The following is an 18,943-nucleotide window of genomic DNA, read 5'->3' as shown; positions in this document are numbered from 1 at the left end:
GACGGAAAGCGCCCGTGGGACGAGGGGTGCGCGGGGCCGAAGCGGCCCGGTCCGAAGGAGTCGCCGTCATACCGCGGGGATGCCCGCTGGGGCCGCGCGGGAAGCGGTCCGGCGGGTGAACGTCGGCCGACCGGCTCCCCATGTGTCCGTATGCCGGACGGGACGTGTCAGGGGGTGGGACGAGGAGTAGGGTCCAGGCATGTCTCCCAGCGCTCGCAGCATTCGCCTCGCAGTGATCCCCGGTGACGGTATCGGCCGGGAAGTCGTGGCCCAGGGCCTGAAGGTCCTCGGCGCGGTCCTCCCGCAGGACGTGAAGCTGGAAACCACGGAGTACGACCTCGGAGCCCGCCGGTGGCACGCCACCGGCGAGACCCTGCCGGACGCGGAACTCCAGACGCTGCGCGAGCACGACGCGATCCTGCTCGGTGCGATCGGCGACCCGTCCGTGCCCTCCGGCGTCCTGGAGCGCGGGCTGCTGCTCAAGCTGCGCTTCGCCTTCGACCACTACGTCAACCTGCGCCCCGCCAAGCTGTTCCCGAACACCGCGACGCCGCTGGCCGGCCGCCCCGACATCGACTTCGTCGTCGTACGCGAGGGCACCGAAGGCCCCTACACCGGCAACGGCGGGTCCCTGCGGACCGGCACCCCGGCCGAGGTCGCCACCGAGGTCAGTGTCAACACCGCCTACGGCGTGGAGCGGGTGGTGCGGGACGCCTACGAGCGGGCCGCCGCCCGGCCGCGCAAGAAGCTGACGCTGGTCCACAAGAACAACGTGCTGGTGCACGCCGGCCACATGTGGAAGAAGATCTTCGACGCGGTCGGTGCGGAATACCCGCAGGTCACCACCGACTATCTGCATGTCGACGCGGCGACGATCTTCTTCGTCACCCAGCCCGAGCGCTTCGACGTGATCGTCACCGACAACCTCTTCGGCGACATCCTCACCGACCTCGCCGCCGCCGTGACCGGCGGCATCGGACTGGCCGCCTCCGGGAACATCAACCCCTCCGGCGCCTTCCCCTCCATGTTCGAGCCGGTCCACGGCTCCGCGCCCGACATCGCGGGCACCGGCAAGGCCGACCCGACCGCTGCCGTGCTCTCGGTGGCGCTGATGCTGCGCCACCTGAGCCTGGACGCGCAGGCGGAGCGGATCGAGACGGCGGTCGCGGCCGACCTGGAGACCCGGGCCGACGGTGCGGCCCGTACGACGGACGAGATCGGGGACGCACTGGCCGCGCGCGTGGCGGTCTGACCCGCGGCGACCGCCTGCCCGTACCGCCTCGTTCCCCTCGTCCGTACCGCCTCGTCGTGCCTGCCGACGGCGCCGGGTCACCGCTGACCCGGCGCCGTGTCGCGTTCCGGCGCTGTGCTGCCGCCGGGCCGGGTGCGACCATCGGCCTTCGGCCGTACCCGCGTTTCCGGCCGCGGCCGGACGGGAGCGATAATCGAACGTGGGCCGCCGTACGAGAGGAAGCCCGCACGTCCCGGCACCGACCGGGGCACGGTGGGCGCGGCTGCCACCACCTCACCGGTGCGGCATCTTCCGGGGAGGCCCCGGACCGCCGGCCACCGGGCCGGGCCGGTGACACCAGTGCCGGCAAACGTAGTGAAGGACGCACTCATGACGACGCCCGCGATCGAGCTCAAGCCCTCCGCCCACCCGCTGCCCGAGGCGGAGCGGGAGCGGATCCTGGCCCGCCCGGGATTCGGCAGGCACTTCACCGACCACATGGTGACGGTCAAGTGGACGGAGGGCCTGGGCTGGCACGACGCCCAGCTCGTGCCGTACGCCCCGCTGTCCATCGACCCGGCGAACATGACCCTGCACTACGCGCAGACGATCTTCGAGGGCCTCAAGGCGTACCGGCAGCCCGACGGCTCGGTGGCCACCTTCCGCCCGGACGCCAACGCCCGCCGCTTCCAGTCCTCCGCGCGCCGGCTGAGCATGCCCGAGCTGCCCGTCGAGATGTTCGTCGCGGCCTGCGACGCGCTGGTCAAGCAGGACAAGGCATGGGTGCCGGGCAGCGGTGAGGAGTCGCTGTACCTGCGGCCCTTCATGTTCGCCACGGAGGTCGGGCTGGGCGTCAAGCCGGCCAACGAGTACCTGTTCGTGGTGATCGCCTCGCCGGCCGGCGCGTACTTCTCCGGCGGCGTCAAGCCCGTCTCGGTGTGGCTCTCGCAGGAGTACGTGCGCGCCTGCCCGGGCGGCACCGGCGCGGCCAAGACCGGCGGCAACTACGCGGCCTCCCTCGTCGCCCAGGCCCAGGCCATCGAGCACGGCTGCGACCAGGTGGTCTGGCTGGACGCTATCGAACGCCGGTGGATCGAGGAGATGGGCGGGATGAACCTGTACTTCGTGTACGGCAACCGCATCGTCACCCCCGAGCTGTCCGGCTCGCTGCTCCCCGGCATCACCCGTGACTCGCTGCTGCGGATCGCGGCGGACCTGGGGTACGAGGTCGCCGAGGGCCGGATCTCCGTCGAGGACTGGAAGGCGGCCACCGAGGACGGCTCGCTCACCGAGGTCTTCGCCTGCGGCACCGCCGCCGTCATTACCCCCGTCGGCTCGGTGAAGTCCGCCGGGGGCGAGTGGACGGTCGCGGACGGCGGGGCCGGCGAGGTCACGATGAAGCTGCGCAAGGCCCTGCTGGACATCCAGACGGGCGCGGTCGCCGACGTCCACGGCTGGATGCACCCGCTGGGCTGAGCCGCCCGCCGGCCGTACCGCTGCCCGCCGGCCGTACCGCTGCCGGCCGGCCGTACCGCCGCCCGTCGGCCGTACCGCTGCCCGCCGCCCGGCTCGTGCGGCTCAGGCGGTGGCGCCGCCGTCCACGACCAGGTCGTGACCGACGGCGAAGGACGCCTCGTCGGAGGCGAGCCACAGTACCGCGGCCACGATCTCCTCCACCCGCGCGACCCGGCCGGCCGGCACGGTGCCCGCCAGCCGGGCCGCCCGGTCGGCCCCGGTCTCCCCGGGCCGGAAGGACATCGTGGTGTCCGCGGCCCCGGGGCTGACCGCGTTGATCCGGACGCCGTCCTTGATGTGGTCCAGCGCGGCGGTACGGGTCAGCAGGCTGACGCCGCCCTTGGAGACGGTGTACGCGGCCATGCCCGGGCGGCGGCCGTGCGCGCCGATGTTCGAGGCGGTGTTGACGATGGCGCCGCCGCCGTGCTCCCGCATGTGCTGGATCTCGTACTTCATCGACAGCATCACGCCGGTCAGATTGACGGCCAGAACGGCGTTCCACGCCTCCAGGTCGGTGTCGGCCAGCGGCGCCGGCTTGCCGAATATGCCCGCGTTGTTGTGGGCGACGTGGAGTCCGCCGAAGCGGTCGACGGTGGCGGCGACCATGGCGGCCGTGGAATCGGGGTCGCTGACGTCGGCGATCACCGCGCCGGCCCGGCCGCCCTCGGCCTCGATCAGCTTCACGGTCTCTTCCAGGCCGTCCGGACCGGTCCCCGCCACCATGACGGTGGCGCCGCGCCGGGCGAAGGCCAGGGCCGAGGCCCGGCCGATCCCGGAGCCACCGCCGGTGACCAGGGCCACCTTGCCGGAGAAAGCGGGGGCGGCGGAGCGGGCGGGGCCGCCCGGGAGGGTGCTGTCCATCGGATCATGCCTTTCGCGAGGGTTGCCGGCCGGGAAGGCCGAAGAAGCAGGAGAAGCAGGGGAAGCAAGGTCAAGCGGAGACTGGGAAGGGTCCGAGCAGTAGCTAATGGGACGCTGGTCCCGTTAAGCTCGGCGGGACCGACCGTAGCAGGCTGGGAGGCGAGGGTGGCGCAGCAAACGCATTCCGATGCGGAAGGGAACGGTCGTCCGGGCACCGTGCGGCCCGGCGGACGGACCGAGCGGGTACGGGCCGCGGTGATGGCCGTCGCCATGGACGAACTGGTCGAGCACGGCTACGACGGGCTCAACCTGGAGCGGGTGGCACGGCGTGCGGACGTCGGCAGAACCACGGTCTACCGGCGGTGGGGCAGCCCTGCCGGACTGGCCGCCGGGCTCCTTGGCGAGCTGGCGCGGCGGACCGTGCCGTACGTGGACACCGGCAGCCTGGAGGGCGATCTGCTGCGCTACGCGACCGAGATGGTGGCCGCGTTCCAGGACCCGAGGATCAAGGCAAGCTTTGCGGCCGTGATCGCCGCATCGGCCTCGGACCCGGAAGCGGCACAGGCTCTGCGGGACTTCCACGCGGGCCAGGGCGAGGTGTGGCGGCGCAGCAGTGCCCGGGCCGTCGAACGCGGCGAGATCGCGGCCGCTCTGGAGGACGTGGACCTCACCCGGTTCATCGCCGGGTACCTCCAGTGGCGCCTGTTCATCAGCCATGAGCCGATCGACGACGCGACCGCCCGCCGTGCGGTGCACGCCACCCTGGCCGCCGCCCACGCCGGCGCCCTGACTTCGGCACCGTGACCCCGGCACCGTGAGCCGGCCCCGGCCCCGGCCCATGAGACCGCGTCCGGGACCGTAACGCACGCAAGTAGCTGTGATCGTTGCCGGGCGGCTCTTGCCCCGGGGCCCGTCCTCGGCGACCGTGATCGGCTATGGGACGAGAGCAGTGGAAGAAGATCTGGGTCGGCTCGGCCGGCAACATGGTCGAGTGGTTCGACTGGTTCGTGTACGCGAGCTTCGCGGTGTATTTCGCGGATTCGTTCTTCCCCAAGGGGAATGACACCGCCAACCTCATGAACACCATGGGCATCTTCGCCGTCGGCTTCTTCCTGCGTCCGGTCGGCGGCTGGCTGCTCGGCCGGGTCGGCGACCGCAAGGGCCGCAAGGCCGCGCTGACCCTGACCGTCACGCTGATGTCCGCCTCGGCCGTACTGATCGCGGTGGCACCGACCTACGCGGTCGCCGGGTACGGCGGGGTGGCCGTGCTCCTTCTCGCCCGCATGCTGCAAGGGCTCTCGGTCGGCGGGGAGTACGCGGCCAGCGCCACCTACCTCACCGAGGCGTCCGCGCCGGGCCGGCGCGGCTTCGCCTCCAGCTTCCAGTACGTGTCGATGACCGCGGGCCAGTTGTTCGGCCTGGGCCTGCAGATCGTGCTCCAGCGCACCCTGTCCGAGGACGCGCTGCACCACTGGGCCTGGCGGATCCCGTTCATCATCGGGGCGCTCGGCGCGGCCGTGGTCTTCTACCTGCGCCGCAACATGCTGGAGACGGAGGTGTACGCGGACGACGAGAGTGCCCGCAGCGACCCGGACCGCGGCACGGTCAAGGCGCTGTGGGCCCACAAGCGGGAGGCGTTCCTGGTCATGGCGCTGACCATGGGCGGCACGGTCGCGTACTACACGTACACCACCTACCTCACCAAGTACCTCTCCGGCAGCGTCGGGATGGCCAAGCCGACGGCCTCCCTGGTCAGCTTCTGCGCGCTGTTCCTGTTCATGTGCCTCCAGCCGCTGGCCGGCAGGCTCTCCGACCGGATCGGCCGCCGCCCGCTGCTGATCACCTTCGCGATCGGCTCGACCTTCCTGACCGTGCCGGTCATGACGCTGCTCAAGCACGCCGGGAGCTTCTGGCCGGCGCTGGGCCTCTCGCTGCTGGCCCTGGTCGTCGTCACCGGCTACACCTCGATCAACGCCTGTGTGAAGGCCGAGCTGTTCCCGACCGGCATCCGCGCCCTGGGCGTGGCGCTGCCGTACGCCATCGCCAATGCGCTGTTCGGGGGGACGGCGGAGTACGTGGCGCTGTGGTTCAAGAACGGCGGCATCGAGTCCGGCTACTACTGGTACGTCTCCGGCTGCGCCGCCGTCTCCCTGGTCGTCTACCTGACGATGCGCGAGACCCGCACCATCGATCTGCACCGGGTCGGCGCCGGACGCGAGCGGGCCGGGGCGGACACCGGCGCGGCGCCGGCGACGGGCAGCCGCGCCGCGGTCGCCGACTGACGCGGCCGGGCAGATCGCGGGCCGCGCTCCCGTGATCTGCCCGCACCGGGGGCAAAGGGGGTAAAACGGCCGAGTGGCCCGCATGGTGAGATCGGGTGTCCACGGAGAACCCGGACATGTCAGAATGCCGTCGTGCTCTCGTTCGCCACGATTATTGGCAGCAGGCGCGCCGGTCCGCAGTGACCTCCCCGTACAACCGAGTGCGGCGCGGTCACCGTCGTCCCAGACCCGCGCGCAGACCTCTCGCACCAGCGAGGGGTTTTTTCGTTTCCGGCCCACCCCTCACCGGGAACGGAGCGCGCGGGACTCTCAGGGTGTGGCGGAGCCGGTCTCCCCTGGCCACCGGCATGGGGGACCCCAGTAGGCCGAGATCCCGACAGGAGTTGGACCAGCATGACGGACGCCACGGACGCCACGGATGAATCCGGCAAACCTGATGCATCCGACGCGCCTGATGACTCGTTCCACGTGTTCGACACGACGCTGCGCGACGGCGCGCAGCGCGAGGGCATCAATCTGACCGTCGCCGACAAGCTGACCATCGCCCGCCACCTGGACGACTACGGCGTGGGCTTCATCGAGGGCGGCTGGCCCGGCGCCAACCCCCGCGACACCGAGTTCTTCCGGCGGGCCCGCCAGGAGACCGACTTCCGGCACGCGCGGCTGGTCGCCTTCGGCGCCACCCGTAAGGCAGGCGTACGGGTCGAGGAGGACCCGCAGGTCGCCGCGCTCCTGGAGTCCGAAGCGCCGGTGATCACCCTGGTCGCCAAGTCCCACACCCGGCACGTGGAACTGGCGCTGCGCACCACGCCGGAAGAGAACCTGGCGATGATCCGGGACACCGTCTCCTACCTGCGCGGCAAGGGCCGCCGGGTCTTCCTGGACTGCGAGCACTTCTTCGACGGCTACGCGCTGGACGCCGGGTACGCCAAAGAGGTCGTCCGGACCGCGAGCGCGGCCGGCGCCGACGTCGTGGTGCTCTGCGACACCAACGGCGGCATGCTCCCCGCGCAGGTCGGCGCGGTGGTACGGACCGTGCTGGCGGACACCGGGGCGCGCCTGGGCATCCACGCCCAGGACGACACCGGCTGCGCGGTGGCCAACACCCTGGCCGCCGTGGACGCGGGCGCCACCCATGTGCAGTGCACCGCCAACGGCTACGGCGAGCGGGTGGGCAACTCCAACCTCTTCCCGGTCGTCGCCGCGCTGGAGCTGAAGTACGGACGGCGGGTCCTGCCCGAAGGCAAGCTCGCCGAGACGACCCGGATCTCGCACGCCATCGCCGAGGTCGTCAACCTCACGCCCGCCACCCACCAGCCCTACGTCGGGGTCTCGGCGTTCGCCCACAAGGCCGGCCTGCACGCCTCGGCCATCAAGATCGACCCCGACCTCTACCAGCACATCGACCCCGCGCTGGTCGGCAACACCATGCGCATGCTGGTCTCGGACATGGCCGGGCGGGCCTCGATCGAGCTCAAGGGCCGGGAACTGGGCATCGACCTGGGCGAGGACCGCGCGGTGATCGGCCGCGTCGTGGAACGCGTCAAGGAACGCGAGCTGGCGGGCTACACGTACGAGGCCGCCGACGCCTCCTTCGAACTGCTGCTGCGCGAGGAGGTGGAGGGGCGTGCGCGCCGCTACTTCCGCGTCGAGTCCTGGCGGGCGATCGTCGAGGACCGCCCCGACGGCACCCACGCCAACGAGGCGACCGTCAAGCTGTGGGCCAAGGGCGAGCGCATCGTCGCCACCGCCGAGGGCAACGGCCCGGTCAACGCCCTGGACCGGGCGCTGCGGGTGGGTCTGGAGCGGATCTATCCGCAGCTCGCCCAGATGGAGCTGGTGGACTACAGGGTCCGCATCCTGGAGGGCCGGATGGGCACCGGCTCGATCACCCGGGTGCTGGTCTCCACCAGCGACGGGCAGGGGGAGTGGTCCACGGTCGGCGTGGCGGAGAACGTCATCGCGGCGTCCTGGCAGGCGCTGGACGACGCGTACGCGTACGGGCTGATGCGGGCCGGGGTCCCGCCGCAGGAATAGGGAAGCGGGCCCCGGGCCCCGGATCCCGTGCCTTGGGGGAGCGTGGGGTGTCAACGGCCCGCGCTGTCATGCGCATTGCCGGGGGATGCCCGCCGTGCTAGACCGGCGGGCATCCCCTTCAACCGGCATGTGCGGCACCGCGGTTGACACTCCTCGGAGAGGACGGACCATGCCGCCTTCCCCCGTCTGGTCCCGCCGGGGCTTCCTCGGCCTCTCCGGAGCGGGCGCGCTCGGCCTGACGGCGGCGGCCACGCCCGCGTCCGCCGCCGGGCCGCAGCACGCCGCGCACGCCGCGCGGTCCGCCGCCCAGGACCCGTACGAGACCCTGCGGCAGCGCTGGCTCGGCCTCCAGCTCGGCACCGGCTTCGACCCCGCCCGGCCGCCGTACGCCGCCCGTCTGAGGGAGACCGGTGACCTGGCCCGCGGCTTTCGCGCGAGCATGCGGCCCACCGCCGCCTCGCTGTGGCCCGACTGCCCCTACGACCCGCCCGCCGGCATCACCCGCAGTTGCGGCAGGCTGCAGACCATGGCGCAGGCGTACGCCCAGCCCGGCACCGGACTCACCGGCGACCCCCAACTGGCCGCCGACACCGTCAAGGGCCTGGACCACCTCCACACCACCGTCTACCACCCCGGCACCACCCCCTACGGCAACTGGTGGGAGTGGCAGATCGGCACCCCGCGGCTGCTCCTGGACACCCTGGCGGTCCTCTGCGAGCACCTCACCGAGGAGCAGCGGGCCGGGCAGCTCGCGGCCGTCGACCACTTCGTCCCCGACCGCCTGCTCGGTGACTACAGCGGCACCAGCACCGGCGCCAACCGCGTCGACCTGTGCCGGGTCGTGGCGCTGCGCGGCGTCCTGGGCCGGGCCCCGGACAAGCTCGCGCTGGCCCGTGACGCGCTCTCCCCGGTCTTCCCGTACGTCACCAAGGGCGACGGACTCTACGCGGACGGCTCCTTCGTCCAGCACACCTGGGTCCCCTACACCGGCACCTACGGCTGTGTCCTCCTGGACGGCCTGGCCCGGCTGTTCGCCCTGCTGCGCGGCTCGGCGTGGGAGGTCACCGACCCACGGCGGCAGATCGTCCTGGACAGCGTCGAGCACGCCTACGCCCCGCTGCTCCACGACGGCCTGGTGGCGGACAGCGTCAACGGCCGCGCCGTCAGCCGCGGCATCCTGCTGGAGGACGAGCGGCGGGTGCCGCGCAGTGACCACTTCCACGGCCATGCCCTGCTGGCCGCCGTCGCCCTGCTCGGGCAGGGCGCGAGCGAGGCCGAGCGGCGGCGCTGGGACGGCCTGGTCAAAGGCTGGATCCAGCGGGACACCACCTCGCCCGTCCTGACCGACCGGCAGTTCCAGGTCGCCGACCTGGCCCGGCTGGCGGCGGTCGCCGAGGGCCCGGAGCCCGCCGCGCCCGAACCCGTCGGCCACCGCCTCTTCCCCGCCATGGACCGGGCCGTGCACCGCCGCCCCGGCTGGACCGCCGCCCTGGCCATGGCCTCCGACCGCATCACGTACTACGAGAACGGCAACGGGGAGAACCCGCGCGGCTGGCACACGGGTGCCGGGATGCTCTACTGGTGGCCCGCAGGGGACGGCTCCACCTATGGGGGCGGCCAGTACACCGACTCCTTCTGGCCCACCGTCGACCCGTACCGCCTGCCGGGGACCACCGTCTCCACCAAGCGGCTCGCGGACAACGAAGGCGGTGGCTGGGGCGCGCCGAAGCCCGCCGCCCGCTGGGTCGGCGGGGTGACGGACGGCGAGGACGGCGGATACGGCGAGTACGCGGTGATCGGACAGGACGTGCGCGGGCTGTCCGCCACCCTGCGCGCCAAGAAGTTCTGGTGCTTCCTGGAGGACGCCGTGGTGTGCCTGGGCGCCGGCATCACCTCGCGCGACGGTGTGCCCGCCGAGACGGTCGTGGACAACCGCAACCTCGGCGCGGACGGCGACCCGGCCCTGACCGTCGACGGCGTACGGCAGCCCGGGGGTGACCGCGGCAGCCGCCCGGCCGTCTTCCGCCGCGCCCGCTGGGCCCACCTGGCGGGCCACGGCGGGTACGTCTTCCCGGCCGGCGCGCCCCTGCACGTGCTGCGCCAGGCCCGTACCGGCTCCTGGCACGACATCAACACCGGCTCGTCACCGGAGCCGCTCACCCGCCGCTACCTCACGCTGTGGCACGACCACGGCAGCGACCCGGACGAGGAGGGCTACGCCTACCTGCTGATGCCGGGCGCGAGCGAGCGCGCGGTGGCGGCCCGCGCCGCCGACCGCCGGTGGCTGACCGTCCTGGCCAACGACGGCGGGCGGCAGGCCGTCACGGTCGCCTCACTGGGGTCACCGCCGCCGCCTTCTGGGCCGCCGGGACGGCCGGCCCGCTCGCCGTGTCCGGGCCCGCCGCCGTCCTCCTGCGGGAACGCCCGGGACGCCGGGGCCGGGAGCGGGAGCCGGACCGTACGCGGTACGGGCGGACCGTGACGCTCCGCCTGGCCGCGCCCGAGCGCACGGGTGAGGCGGTCGAGCTGACCTGGGCGCACCCGGTCCGCGCGGTGCTCTCCCACGACCCTTCCGTGGAGGTCCTCGCCACCCGTTCGGCCCTGCGGCTGCGCATCACGCCCGGCACCGCCTGCGCCGGCCACACCTGTGTGGTCGTGCCGGGCTGATCCGGCGCGTACGCTTGGTCAAGCGGCGGACCGCCACAACACCGCTCAACGGTATTTTGTCGGGCCCATACATACCCTCGTGGGCGTGCCGCCCCCCGCGCGAAGGCTGACGCAGGCCGCGTACAGCGCGGTTCTGTGCTGCCTGCCCACCAAATGGCTTCGGACGTTGTACGAAACCGACATCGGTTCCAGGGCCCCTGGCCACGTACCGTCGATACATGACCACTGTCGAAGATGCGCCCGCCGAGGCGAACGACGCCCGCGGGCGCGTCGCCGAGCTGCACGCCATCCGCGAGCAGGCCCGGCGAGGCCCCAGCGAGCGGGCCACGGAAGCGCAGCACGCCAAGGGCAAGCTGACCGCCCGTGAGCGGATCGACCTTCTGCTGGACGAGGGGTCCTTCCGCGAGGTCGAGCCGCTGCGCCGGCACCGCGCCACCGGATTCGGGCTGGAGAACAAGAAGCCCTACACCGACGGCGTGATCACGGGCTGGGGCACGGTCCACGGCCGGACCGTCTTCGTCTACGCGCACGACTTCCGGATCTTCGGCGGCGCACTGGGCGAGGCCCACGCCACCAAGATCCACAAGATCATGGACATGGCCATCCAGGCCGGTGCCCCGCTGGTCTCGCTGAACGACGGCGCCGGCGCCCGTATCCAGGAAGGCGTCTCGGCGCTGGCCGGCTACGGCGGCATCTTCCAGCGCAACACCAAGGCGAGCGGGGTCATCCCGCAGATCTCCGTCATGCTCGGCCCCTGCGCCGGCGGCGCCGCCTACTCCCCGGCGCTGACGGACTTCGTCTTCATGGTCCGCGAGACCTCGCAGATGTTCATCACCGGCCCGGACGTGGTCCGCGCGGTGACCGGCGAGGAGATCACCCAGAACGGGCTGGGCGGCGCGGACGTGCACGCCGAGACCTCGGGTGTGTGCCACTTCGCGTACGACGACGAGACCACCTGCCTGGAGGAGGTCCGCTACCTGCTGTCCCTCCTGCCGGCCAACAACCGCGAGAACCCGCCGTCGGTGGCCTGCGACGACCCGGCCGACCGCTCCGGCGACGCGCTGCTGGACCTGGTCCCGGCCGACGGCAACCGCCCGTACGACATGCGCAAGGTCATCGAGGAGATCGTCGACGACGGCGACTACCTGGAGGTCCACGAGCGCTGGGCCACCAACATCATCTGCGCGCTGTCCCGCCTGGACGGCGAGGTCGTGGGCATCGTCGCCAACCAGCCGCAGTCGCTGGCCGGTGTGCTGGACATCGAGGCGTCCGAGAAGGCCGCCCGCTTCGTCCAGATGTGTGACGCCTTCAACATCCCGATCATCACGCTGCTGGACGTCCCCGGCTTCCTGCCCGGCGTCGACCAGGAGCACGGCGGCATCATCCGGCACGGCGCCAAGCTGCTGTACGCGTACTGCAACGCCACCGTCCCGCGGATCTCCGTGGTGCTGCGCAAGGCGTACGGCGGGGCGTACATCGTCATGGACTCCCAGTCCATCGGCGCGGACCTGACCTACGCCTGGCCCACCAACGAGATCGCCGTGATGGGCGCCGAGGGCGCGGCCAACGTCATCTTCCGCAAGCAGATCGCCGAGGCGGACGACCCCGAGGCGATGCGGGCCCGGATGGTCAAGGAGTACAAGTCCGAGCTGATGCACCCGTACTACGCGGCCGAGCGCGGTCTGGTCGACGATGTGATCGACCCGGCCGACACCCGCGAGGTGCTCATCCGCTCCCTGGACATGCTCCGCACCAAGCACGCCGACCTGCCCGCCCGCAAGCACGGCAACCCCCCGCAGTAAGCCGGCCCGGCCCACCGGGCCGGTGAACCCGGCAAGGCCGGTGGATCCGGCAGAACCAGCAGAGCAGCAGAACCAGCAGAGCAGCAGACGGAGACCTTCGTGAATCCTTCCGACCACGGCGCCGCCGCCCCCATCCGCGTGGAGAAGGGCCAGGCCAGCGAGGAAGAACTCGCCGCCCTGACCGCGGTTCTCCTCGCCCGCGCCGCCCACCGGCCGGGCGCGGCCCCGGCCCACCCGCACGCCACCGCCGCCCGCTGGCGCCGCCTGGAGCGGCAGAGCGGCTTCCACGGCGCCGGTAGCTGGCAGCGGCACGGTCGCTGAGCCGGCCGTACGCACGGAGCACAGAACACACAACACGGACGCCGCCGGGCACCGGCGCGCGTCCCGTGAAGACCTCATGGGCCCCGCACACCACGGTGTGCGGGGCCCATGAGGTGCGGCGGCCGGAATGTGGCGTAGCTTCACCCGAATTCCCGCGGCGGCAACTGTGCAAGCGGGGATTCCCGTGCTGGCATGCCCTCGACATTCCTCTCCCGGTGGCCGCCAGAGGCGTCCACCGGGGCGACCGGAAGGAAAAGTCCATGCTCAGCGCCCTCAGCGCCGGTGCCGCCACGGCGGCTCTGCTCCTGGCGGGAACCACCGCCCCCGCGTCGGCCGCGCCGGCCGTGACGCCCCCGCCGCCCGGCAGGATCACCATCACGGTGGCCACCGTCAACGGCTCGGGCTGCCGGCCCGGCAGCGCCGCGGTGGCCGTGGCACCGGACAACACCGCCTTCACCGTGACGTACAGCGAGTACCTCGCCCAGGCGGGCAAGGACAGCAGGCCGACCGACGCCCGCAAGAACTGTCAGATCGCCTTACGCGTCCACGTCCCCCAGGGCTTCACCTACGCCGTCGCCCGCGCCGACTACCGCGGCTATGCCTCCCTCGCGCGCGGTTCCAAGGCCGTCCAGCAGGCGAACTACTACTTCCAGGGCAATCCGGAGACGGCCCGTATGCGGCACAACTTCGCCGGCCCCTACGACTCCAACTGGCAGGTGGCGGACGAGACCGACGTGGACGCGCTGGTCTACGCGCCGTGCGGCGAGGAGCGCTACTTCAACATCAACACCGAACTGCGGGTGGACGCCGGCACCTCCGACCCCAAGCTCACCAGCTACATGGCCATGGACTCCACCGACGGATCGATCAACACCGAGTACCAGTTCGCGTGGAAGCAGTGCCCCGGGCGCTGACCTGAGGGCCGGACACATCGTCTGAGGGTGCACGCCAGGAGCCCCGCACGAGGGTGCGGGGCTCCTGCATGTGTGGCGTGGTCCCGATCAGCGCGTTTCGGTGCGTGTGGGCGCGCGTGGGCGCAGGTCAGCGCAGCCGTGCCATCAGGGCGTGCTCGACGAGCGTGATCAGCGCGCTCTTGGCCTCGCTGCGGTGCCGCGCGTCGGTGGTGATGATGGGCGCGTCCGGCCCGATCTGGAGGGCCTCGCGGACCTCGTCGGGGGTGTACGGCTGGTGGCCGTCGAAGCCGTTGAGGGCGATGACGAAGGGCAGGCCGCTGTTCTCGAAGTAGTCCACGGCCGGGAAGCAGTCGGCCAGCCGCCGGGTGTCGACCAGGACCACGGCGCCGATGGCGCCGCGTACCAGGTCGTCCCACATGAACCAGAAGCGGTCCTGTCCGGGCGTGCCGAACAGGTACAGGATCAGGTCCTGGTCCAGCGTGATGCGGCCGAAGTCCATGGCCACGGTCGTCGTGGTCTTGTCCGGCGCGTGCGTGAGGTCGTCGATGCCCGCCGAGGCGGAGGTCATGACGGCTTCGGTGCGCAGCGGATTGATCTCCGAGACGGCCCCGACGAACGTGGTCTTGCCCACGCCGAAGCCGCCCGCCACCACGATCTTCGCGGAGGTGGTGGAGCGGCTCACGCCGCCGTCGACGCCGCTAGAGCTTGCGAAGTCCACTGAGCACCCTTTCGAGCAGTGTCACATCTGGCTGTCCGCCGGCGGTCTCGTCCCCGCCGGGCTGATGAATGGCGACGAGTCCGGCTTCCGCCAGGTCGGCGACGAGAATCCGGGCGACGCCGAGAGGGATGGAGAGAAGCGCGGAGATCTCGGCGACTGATTTGATCTCACGGCACAGGTGGCAGATGCGCTGGTGCTCCGGCAACTGGCCCTGCATCCGGGCGGGGTCGGCGGTCGTGCTGACCAGCGCCTCGATGGCGAGCTGGTAGCGCGGCCGGGTCCGGCCCCCGGTCATGGCGTACGGGCGCACCAAGGGATTCCGGCCGCCGGAAGAGGCGGACGGCCCGGGTGCGCGCCGCCGCGCCGACCGGTCGCGGGGCGGCTGCGGCTGCCCGTACGCCGACGGCTCGTACGGCTGGGAGGTGTACGGCCGGTGCGGGTACTGCTGCTGGGGCGGCGACGGCGGCTGCTGCCGGCCGGGCGCGGAAGGGAAGTCGAAGCGGTTGTGAGGGGTTTCGCCCACAGGCTCGGACCGCTGTCCGGGACCGTACGGGTAACCGCTGGGGGGCGTTTCCACGTCTCCTCCTTCAACTTGCCAATCTGACGCCGGTCGCGCCACCGCACCCTATGGTGCGGTGGCGAGAAACGCACTGCCTGTGTGTCAGTTGAGAAGGCTGCCCTGCAGTTCGGCGCGGAGGTCGGGCGTCAGGACGGTGCCCGCGCGGTCGACCAGCAGGGCCATTTCGTAACCGACGAGGCCGATGTCGCACTCGGGGTGCGCCAGGACGGCCAGCGACGATCCGTCGGAGACGGACATGATGAACAGGAAGCCGCGCTCCATCTCCACCACGGTCTGGTTGACGCTTCCGCCTTCGAAGATGCGGGAGGCGCCGGAGGTCAGCGAGGTCAGCCCGGAGGCCACCGCCGCCAACTGATCGGCTCTGTCACGAGGGAAGCCCTCGGACATGGCGAGGAGGAGACCGTCCGCGGAGACCACGACCGTGTGGGACACACCGGGGGTGTTGTCCACGAAGTTGGTGATCAACCAGTTCAGGTTCTGCGCCGCCTGGCTCATCGGGCTCACACTAACGCTCCTGATCGTAGGTGCTGCCGGGGCCGAAGCCCTGTGGGTCATTGGGGGGTGTCTCCGTGCCGGACCTGCGTCCCTGCTGGACCCCGCGGCGCAGGTTGCTCAACCTGCCGCGGACGTCCTCCGGGGCGCGGGAGACCTGGGGGCCTTCCTGCGGAGTGAGCTCCGCGGAGCCTTCGACCAAGTTGGCCTTGGGCACCCGCCGGGGCAAACCGGACGAAGTGATTCCGCCCGCCTTCGGCTTGCGCAGCCGCTCCGCCCGCTCCCAGCGCTCGTCGTTGGACGAGCGCCACTCGGAGTCGTCCGGGCCGGTCTTCGGCGCGCCCTGCTGCTGCGGGGGCGCGACCGGCTCTCCTTCGGCCCGGTGGCCGGCGGACGTTCCCGCCGTGGGCTCCTGCCACTGCGCTTGGTGAGCCTGCTGGGACTGCGGGGCTTGCTGGTTGTGGCCGCCGCGGCGCGGAAGACCGGCGTCGGTCAGCGAGTGGGAGTCGCCCGGGGTGAGACCGTCCCCGGTGGGAGCCGGAGAAGGGTTCGGACGGTCGAATGCTACGCGCTCCGAGAGGTCCGCGGGAGCGGACGGCTCATTCCGGCCGGATTCCGCTTCGTATCCGGAGTGGCTCTCGTACGCGGTGCTCCCGGGCCAGTCGTCCTGCTGCAGGGGCTCGTAGGGAGCGTACGGCTGCTGGCCGGTGGCCTGCGAATAGGCCGGATCGTGGAGGTCGGGACCGCCGAGGGAAGGGTCGGAGTAGGACGACTGTCCCGGTTCCGTATACGGCTGTCCGGGGTATCCCTGGTACGCCGTGGCGTCGGTCACCTGCTCCCCGAACAGCGGGCGCGCCGGGTCCTGGCTCTGCTCCCTGGCCGCCTGCTGGGCCTCCAGGGCCGCCCGGCGCTCCTCGCGCAGCCGCGAACGGCCGACCGGGTCGAGCTGCCGGAAGCCGCCGCCCGGGCCGTGGAGGGAGTCCTCGAAGCCGAGTTCCGCGGCCGTGCGGCCACCGTTGGAGGGGGCGTAGCCACCCTGCTCCTGCTCGGGCACGATCCGGGAGACGGAGAAGTCGCCCGGGAAGCCCTCCTCGCCGCCACCGCCGTGGGTGATGGCCTCGGGGAGCATGACCAGGGACGTGGTGCCCGCCTGCTCGCCCGAGGGGCGCAACTGGACGCGGATACCGTGCCGGTCGGCCAGCCGGCCGACCACGAACAGGCCCATGCGCTGGGAGACCGCGGCGTCCACGGTCGGCGGGTTGGCCAGCTTGTGGTTGATGTCCGCGAAGTCCTCGGCGGTCAGGCCGATGCCCTTGTCGTGGATCTCGATCATCACGCGGCCGTCGGGCAGCCGGGTCGCGGCGACGCGCACCTTGGTCTGCGGCGAGGAGAAGGTGGTGGCGTTCTCCAGCAGCTCCGCCAGCAGGTGCACCAGGTCGGTCACGGCGTTGCCGTGGATCTCGCTCTCCGGCACACCGTCGAGGTCTATTCGCTCGTAGGACTCCACCTCGGAGGTGGCCGCGCGCAGCACGTCCACCAGCGGGACCGGCTCGTTCCAGCGGCTGCCCGGCTCCTCGCCCGCCAGAATCAGCAGGTTCTCACCGTTGCGCCGCATGCGGGTGGCCAGGTGGTCCATCCGGAAGAGGTTTTCGAGCTGGTCCGGGTCCGCCTCGTTGTTCTCCAGGTCGGTGATCAGTTCGAGCTGGCGCTCGATCAGGGCCTGGTTGCGGTTGGAGAGGTTGGTGAAGATCGCGTTGACGTTGCCCCGCAGCAGCGCCTGCTCGGCGGCGAGCCGGACGGCCTCGCGGTGCACCTGGTCGAAGGCGCGGGCCACCTCGCCGATCTCGTCGGTGGTGTCGATCGGGATCGGCTTGACACGGGTGTCGACCCGGCCCGGCGCCGTACGGGAGAGCTGGTCGACCAGCATCGGCAGGCGCTGCTCGGCGATGCCCAGCGCGGCGGTGCGCAGCCGGCGCATGTTGTGGCTCATCCGGCGCGCCATCAGGCCGGCCACGACGAAGGCGACGATCAGGGCCGCGAGCACGATCGCCGAGTCGATGAACGCCGACTGCTTGGCGTCCTGGGCGATCTGCGCGGCCTCGTCGACCGCCTTGTCCGCCAGGTCCTTCTCGATGCCCCGGTACATGTCGAACGTGCCGGTGGCGGCGTCGAACCAGGTCTTGGGGGTGATGCCCTTGGCGGCGAGCTGCTGCGGGGACGCGCCCGAGGCGATGGCCGCGGTCATGGCGGGCATCTCCGGCGGGGCCTTGAACGGCTTCCCGGCGGACCGGGCCTCCTGCTTGGCCCGCTCGACCGCCTCCTGCGCGGACTTCTTCAGCGCGGCGCGGTCCTTGTCCAGCCGCGCGACGTCCTGGGGTGTGCCACCGGAGGAGTACTCGCCCATGGCGATGTGCTCCAGGTAGGCGTACGAGGCGAGGGCGGTGAGCTGCTTCTTGTGCTCCGGGCCGCCCTGCGGGTCGGCGGGCTTGACCAGGAGGTGCGTACCGATGGCGCGCTGGAGCGACTCGGCGCCCTTGGCCAGCGAGACGGCGTAGACGGTACGGCCGTAGGAGGTGATGTTGCCGGTGCCCAGCCCCAGTTCGTTGGCGAACTCCATCAGGGGGTGCTGGATGGCGACATAGCCCTCTTCGGTCCGCACGTCCGCGAGCGCGTCGGTGTAGGCGCCCTCACGCAGCCGGGCGAGCTGCGGCTCGACCTTCTGGAACGCCGCGAGCCGGCCCTTGAGGCTCTCCTTGTCGGGCATGTCCTTGACAGCGGCGTGGAAGGCCGCCGCCGCGCTGTCGGTGGCCGCGCGGGCGGTCCGTACGGACGGGTCGTCGCGCTTGCCGCTCAGCAGCGGCTCCGCGGTGCGGTCCCGCTCCTCGATCAGGGCCTGGCCGTAGGTGGCGGCGGCCCGTACGAGCTTGGCGGTGCTCTCCGCGTCCCGGGCCTCCTGCCAGGTCTCGATCGAGCTGTTGACCCGCAGACCACCGAAGACGAGCGCGACCAGGACGGGGATCAGCAGGATCGCGTTCAGACGCGTGGCCACCCGCCAGTTGCGCGGGGAGAGCTTCCCGCGGCTCGGCGCGGGTGCGGCGACCGGGCCCCCGGCGTTTTCGGGCGCGTCGGAAGCCGGTGCCGCGCTGCGCTGCGGCGGGGTGAAGTTGCCCCGCCGCGGCTCTGGCGGCTCGGGGGCCGACTTGCTTCGCCTCACTCGACAACAACCTCTCGGCGCCGGCACCTACTCGCGCTGTGCCGTTTTCTTCTAGGCGTTACTACTCCGGAGTTCAGCGAATTTCAGCACGTCAGGACCGTGCCTTCCAAACATTGGGCAGAGCTGGCGCGGGCGCACCAGAGCGTCAGATAAAAGGGGCGTTAAGGGCGAGGCACGTCAAAAGACGGGGGAATGGTGAGCGCAGAGAAACCGCGCGTGCGCGGGGGGTGTCGACGGGAGGCGAATTCTCTGTCGAAACGTTATGAACACCGGGGGCGGGCGTGTCCAAGGACACAGACCCCGCGCCGG

General features: G+C 71.7%; 13 protein-coding genes and 1 pseudogene. 9 read left to right on the top strand and 5 right to left on the bottom strand.

The window, feature by feature from the left end:
• Window positions 1-199 precede the first annotated feature (199 nt).
• Window positions 200-1,252, top strand: coding sequence for a 3-isopropylmalate dehydrogenase (locus KGS77_RS09495; RefSeq protein WP_242580242.1), 1,053 nt, complete (start codon window positions 200-202; stop codon window positions 1,250-1,252).
• A 369-nt stretch (window positions 1,253-1,621) separates the two neighbouring features.
• Entirely contained in the window at window positions 1,622-2,707 is a 1,086-nt protein-coding gene (locus tag KGS77_RS09490; RefSeq protein ID WP_242580241.1) for a branched-chain amino acid aminotransferase, read from the top strand.
• 102 nt (window positions 2,708-2,809) lie between these two features.
• Here KGS77_RS09490 and KGS77_RS09485 read toward each other — a convergent pair whose 3' ends face one another.
• Window positions 2,810-3,607, bottom strand: a complete 798-nt coding sequence (locus tag KGS77_RS09485; protein WP_242580239.1) for a glucose 1-dehydrogenase — start codon at window positions 3,605-3,607, stop codon at window positions 2,810-2,812.
• Window positions 3,608-3,823: 216 nt separating this feature from the next.
• Between KGS77_RS09485 and KGS77_RS09480 the strand changes: the two genes are divergently transcribed.
• From KGS77_RS09480 to KGS77_RS09450, 7 genes and pseudogenes are all read left to right on the top strand, one after another.
• Window positions 3,824-4,411 carry a TetR/AcrR family transcriptional regulator gene (locus KGS77_RS09480; RefSeq protein ID WP_242580237.1) on the top strand — a complete coding sequence of 196 codons (588 nt, stop codon included), beginning with the start codon at window positions 3,824-3,826 and terminating at the stop codon, window positions 4,409-4,411.
• A 131-nt stretch (window positions 4,412-4,542) separates the two neighbouring features.
• Window positions 4,543-5,889 (top strand): MFS transporter, encoded by a 1,347-nt coding sequence (locus tag KGS77_RS09475; protein ID WP_242580234.1) that lies wholly within the window; start codon window positions 4,543-4,545, stop codon window positions 5,887-5,889.
• A 393-nt stretch (window positions 5,890-6,282) separates the two neighbouring features.
• Window positions 6,283-7,926 (top strand): citramalate synthase, encoded by a 1,644-nt coding sequence (gene cimA, locus KGS77_RS09470; protein ID WP_242580232.1) that lies wholly within the window; start codon window positions 6,283-6,285, stop codon window positions 7,924-7,926.
• A gap of 169 nt (window positions 7,927-8,095) precedes the next feature.
• A pseudogene (locus KGS77_RS09465) lies at window positions 8,096-10,593 on the top strand (polysaccharide lyase 8 family protein).
• Window positions 10,594-10,811: 218 nt separating this feature from the next.
• Window positions 10,812-12,395 carry an acyl-CoA carboxylase subunit beta gene (locus KGS77_RS09460; RefSeq protein WP_242580231.1) on the top strand — a complete coding sequence of 528 codons (1,584 nt, stop codon included), beginning with the start codon at window positions 10,812-10,814 and terminating at the stop codon, window positions 12,393-12,395.
• Window positions 12,396-12,494: 99 nt separating this feature from the next.
• Window positions 12,495-12,716, top strand: a complete 222-nt coding sequence (locus KGS77_RS09455; protein WP_242580230.1) for an acyl-CoA carboxylase epsilon subunit — start codon at window positions 12,495-12,497, stop codon at window positions 12,714-12,716.
• Window positions 12,717-12,976: 260 nt separating this feature from the next.
• Window positions 12,977-13,630 carry a DUF4360 domain-containing protein gene (locus KGS77_RS09450; protein WP_242580229.1) on the top strand — a complete coding sequence of 218 codons (654 nt, stop codon included), beginning with the start codon at window positions 12,977-12,979 and terminating at the stop codon, window positions 13,628-13,630.
• Between the two features lie 127 nt (window positions 13,631-13,757).
• Here KGS77_RS09450 and KGS77_RS09445 read toward each other — a convergent pair whose 3' ends face one another.
• From KGS77_RS09445 to KGS77_RS09430, 4 genes are all read right to left on the bottom strand, one after another.
• Window positions 13,758-14,348: an ATP/GTP-binding protein gene (locus KGS77_RS09445; protein WP_242580227.1), complete on the bottom strand. Its 591-nt coding sequence runs from the start codon at window positions 14,346-14,348 to the stop codon at window positions 13,758-13,760.
• Window positions 14,329-14,925 carry a DUF742 domain-containing protein gene (locus tag KGS77_RS09440; protein WP_242580225.1) on the bottom strand — a complete coding sequence of 199 codons (597 nt, stop codon included), beginning with the start codon at window positions 14,923-14,925 and terminating at the stop codon, window positions 14,329-14,331. Before KGS77_RS09440 ends, KGS77_RS09445 begins: the two co-directional genes overlap by 20 nt.
• A gap of 84 nt (window positions 14,926-15,009) precedes the next feature.
• Window positions 15,010-15,423 (bottom strand): roadblock/LC7 domain-containing protein, encoded by a 414-nt coding sequence (locus tag KGS77_RS09435; protein WP_018087204.1) that lies wholly within the window; start codon window positions 15,421-15,423, stop codon window positions 15,010-15,012.
• A 10-nt stretch (window positions 15,424-15,433) separates the two neighbouring features.
• A complete protein-coding gene (locus tag KGS77_RS09430; protein ID WP_242580223.1) occupies window positions 15,434-18,634 on the bottom strand; it encodes a nitrate- and nitrite sensing domain-containing protein in 3,201 nt (1,066 codons plus the stop codon).
• Window positions 18,635-18,943: the final 309 nt, after the last annotated feature.

Origin of the sequence: Streptomyces sp. MST-110588 (assembly GCF_022695595.1) — a bacterium.
In the GTDB taxonomy this organism is placed as follows: domain Bacteria; phylum Actinomycetota; class Actinomycetes; order Streptomycetales; family Streptomycetaceae; genus Streptomyces.
The sequence above is the reverse complement of the archived record's forward strand: the minus strand, read 5'-3'. Positions and strand labels throughout refer to the sequence as shown.

Coding starts and splice junctions, on each gene's coding strand:
- KGS77_RS09495 (WP_242580242.1), top strand. CDS start 200: ATGTCTCCCAGCGCTCGCAGCATTCGCCTCGCAGTGATCCCCGGTGAC.
- KGS77_RS09490 (WP_242580241.1), top strand. CDS start 1,622: ATGACGACGCCCGCGATCGAGCTCAAGCCCTCCGCCCACCCGCTGCCC.
- KGS77_RS09485 (WP_242580239.1), bottom strand. CDS start 3,607: ATGGACAGCACCCTCCCGGGCGGCCCCGCCCGCTCCGCCGCCCCCGCT.
- KGS77_RS09475 (WP_242580234.1), top strand. CDS start 4,543: ATGGGACGAGAGCAGTGGAAGAAGATCTGGGTCGGCTCGGCCGGCAAC.
- cimA (WP_242580232.1), top strand. CDS start 6,283: ATGACGGACGCCACGGACGCCACGGATGAATCCGGCAAACCTGATGCA.
- KGS77_RS09460 (WP_242580231.1), top strand. CDS start 10,812: ATGACCACTGTCGAAGATGCGCCCGCCGAGGCGAACGACGCCCGCGGG.
- KGS77_RS09450 (WP_242580229.1), top strand. CDS start 12,977: ATGCTCAGCGCCCTCAGCGCCGGTGCCGCCACGGCGGCTCTGCTCCTG.
- KGS77_RS09435 (WP_018087204.1), bottom strand. CDS start 15,423: ATGAGCCAGGCGGCGCAGAACCTGAACTGGTTGATCACCAACTTCGTG.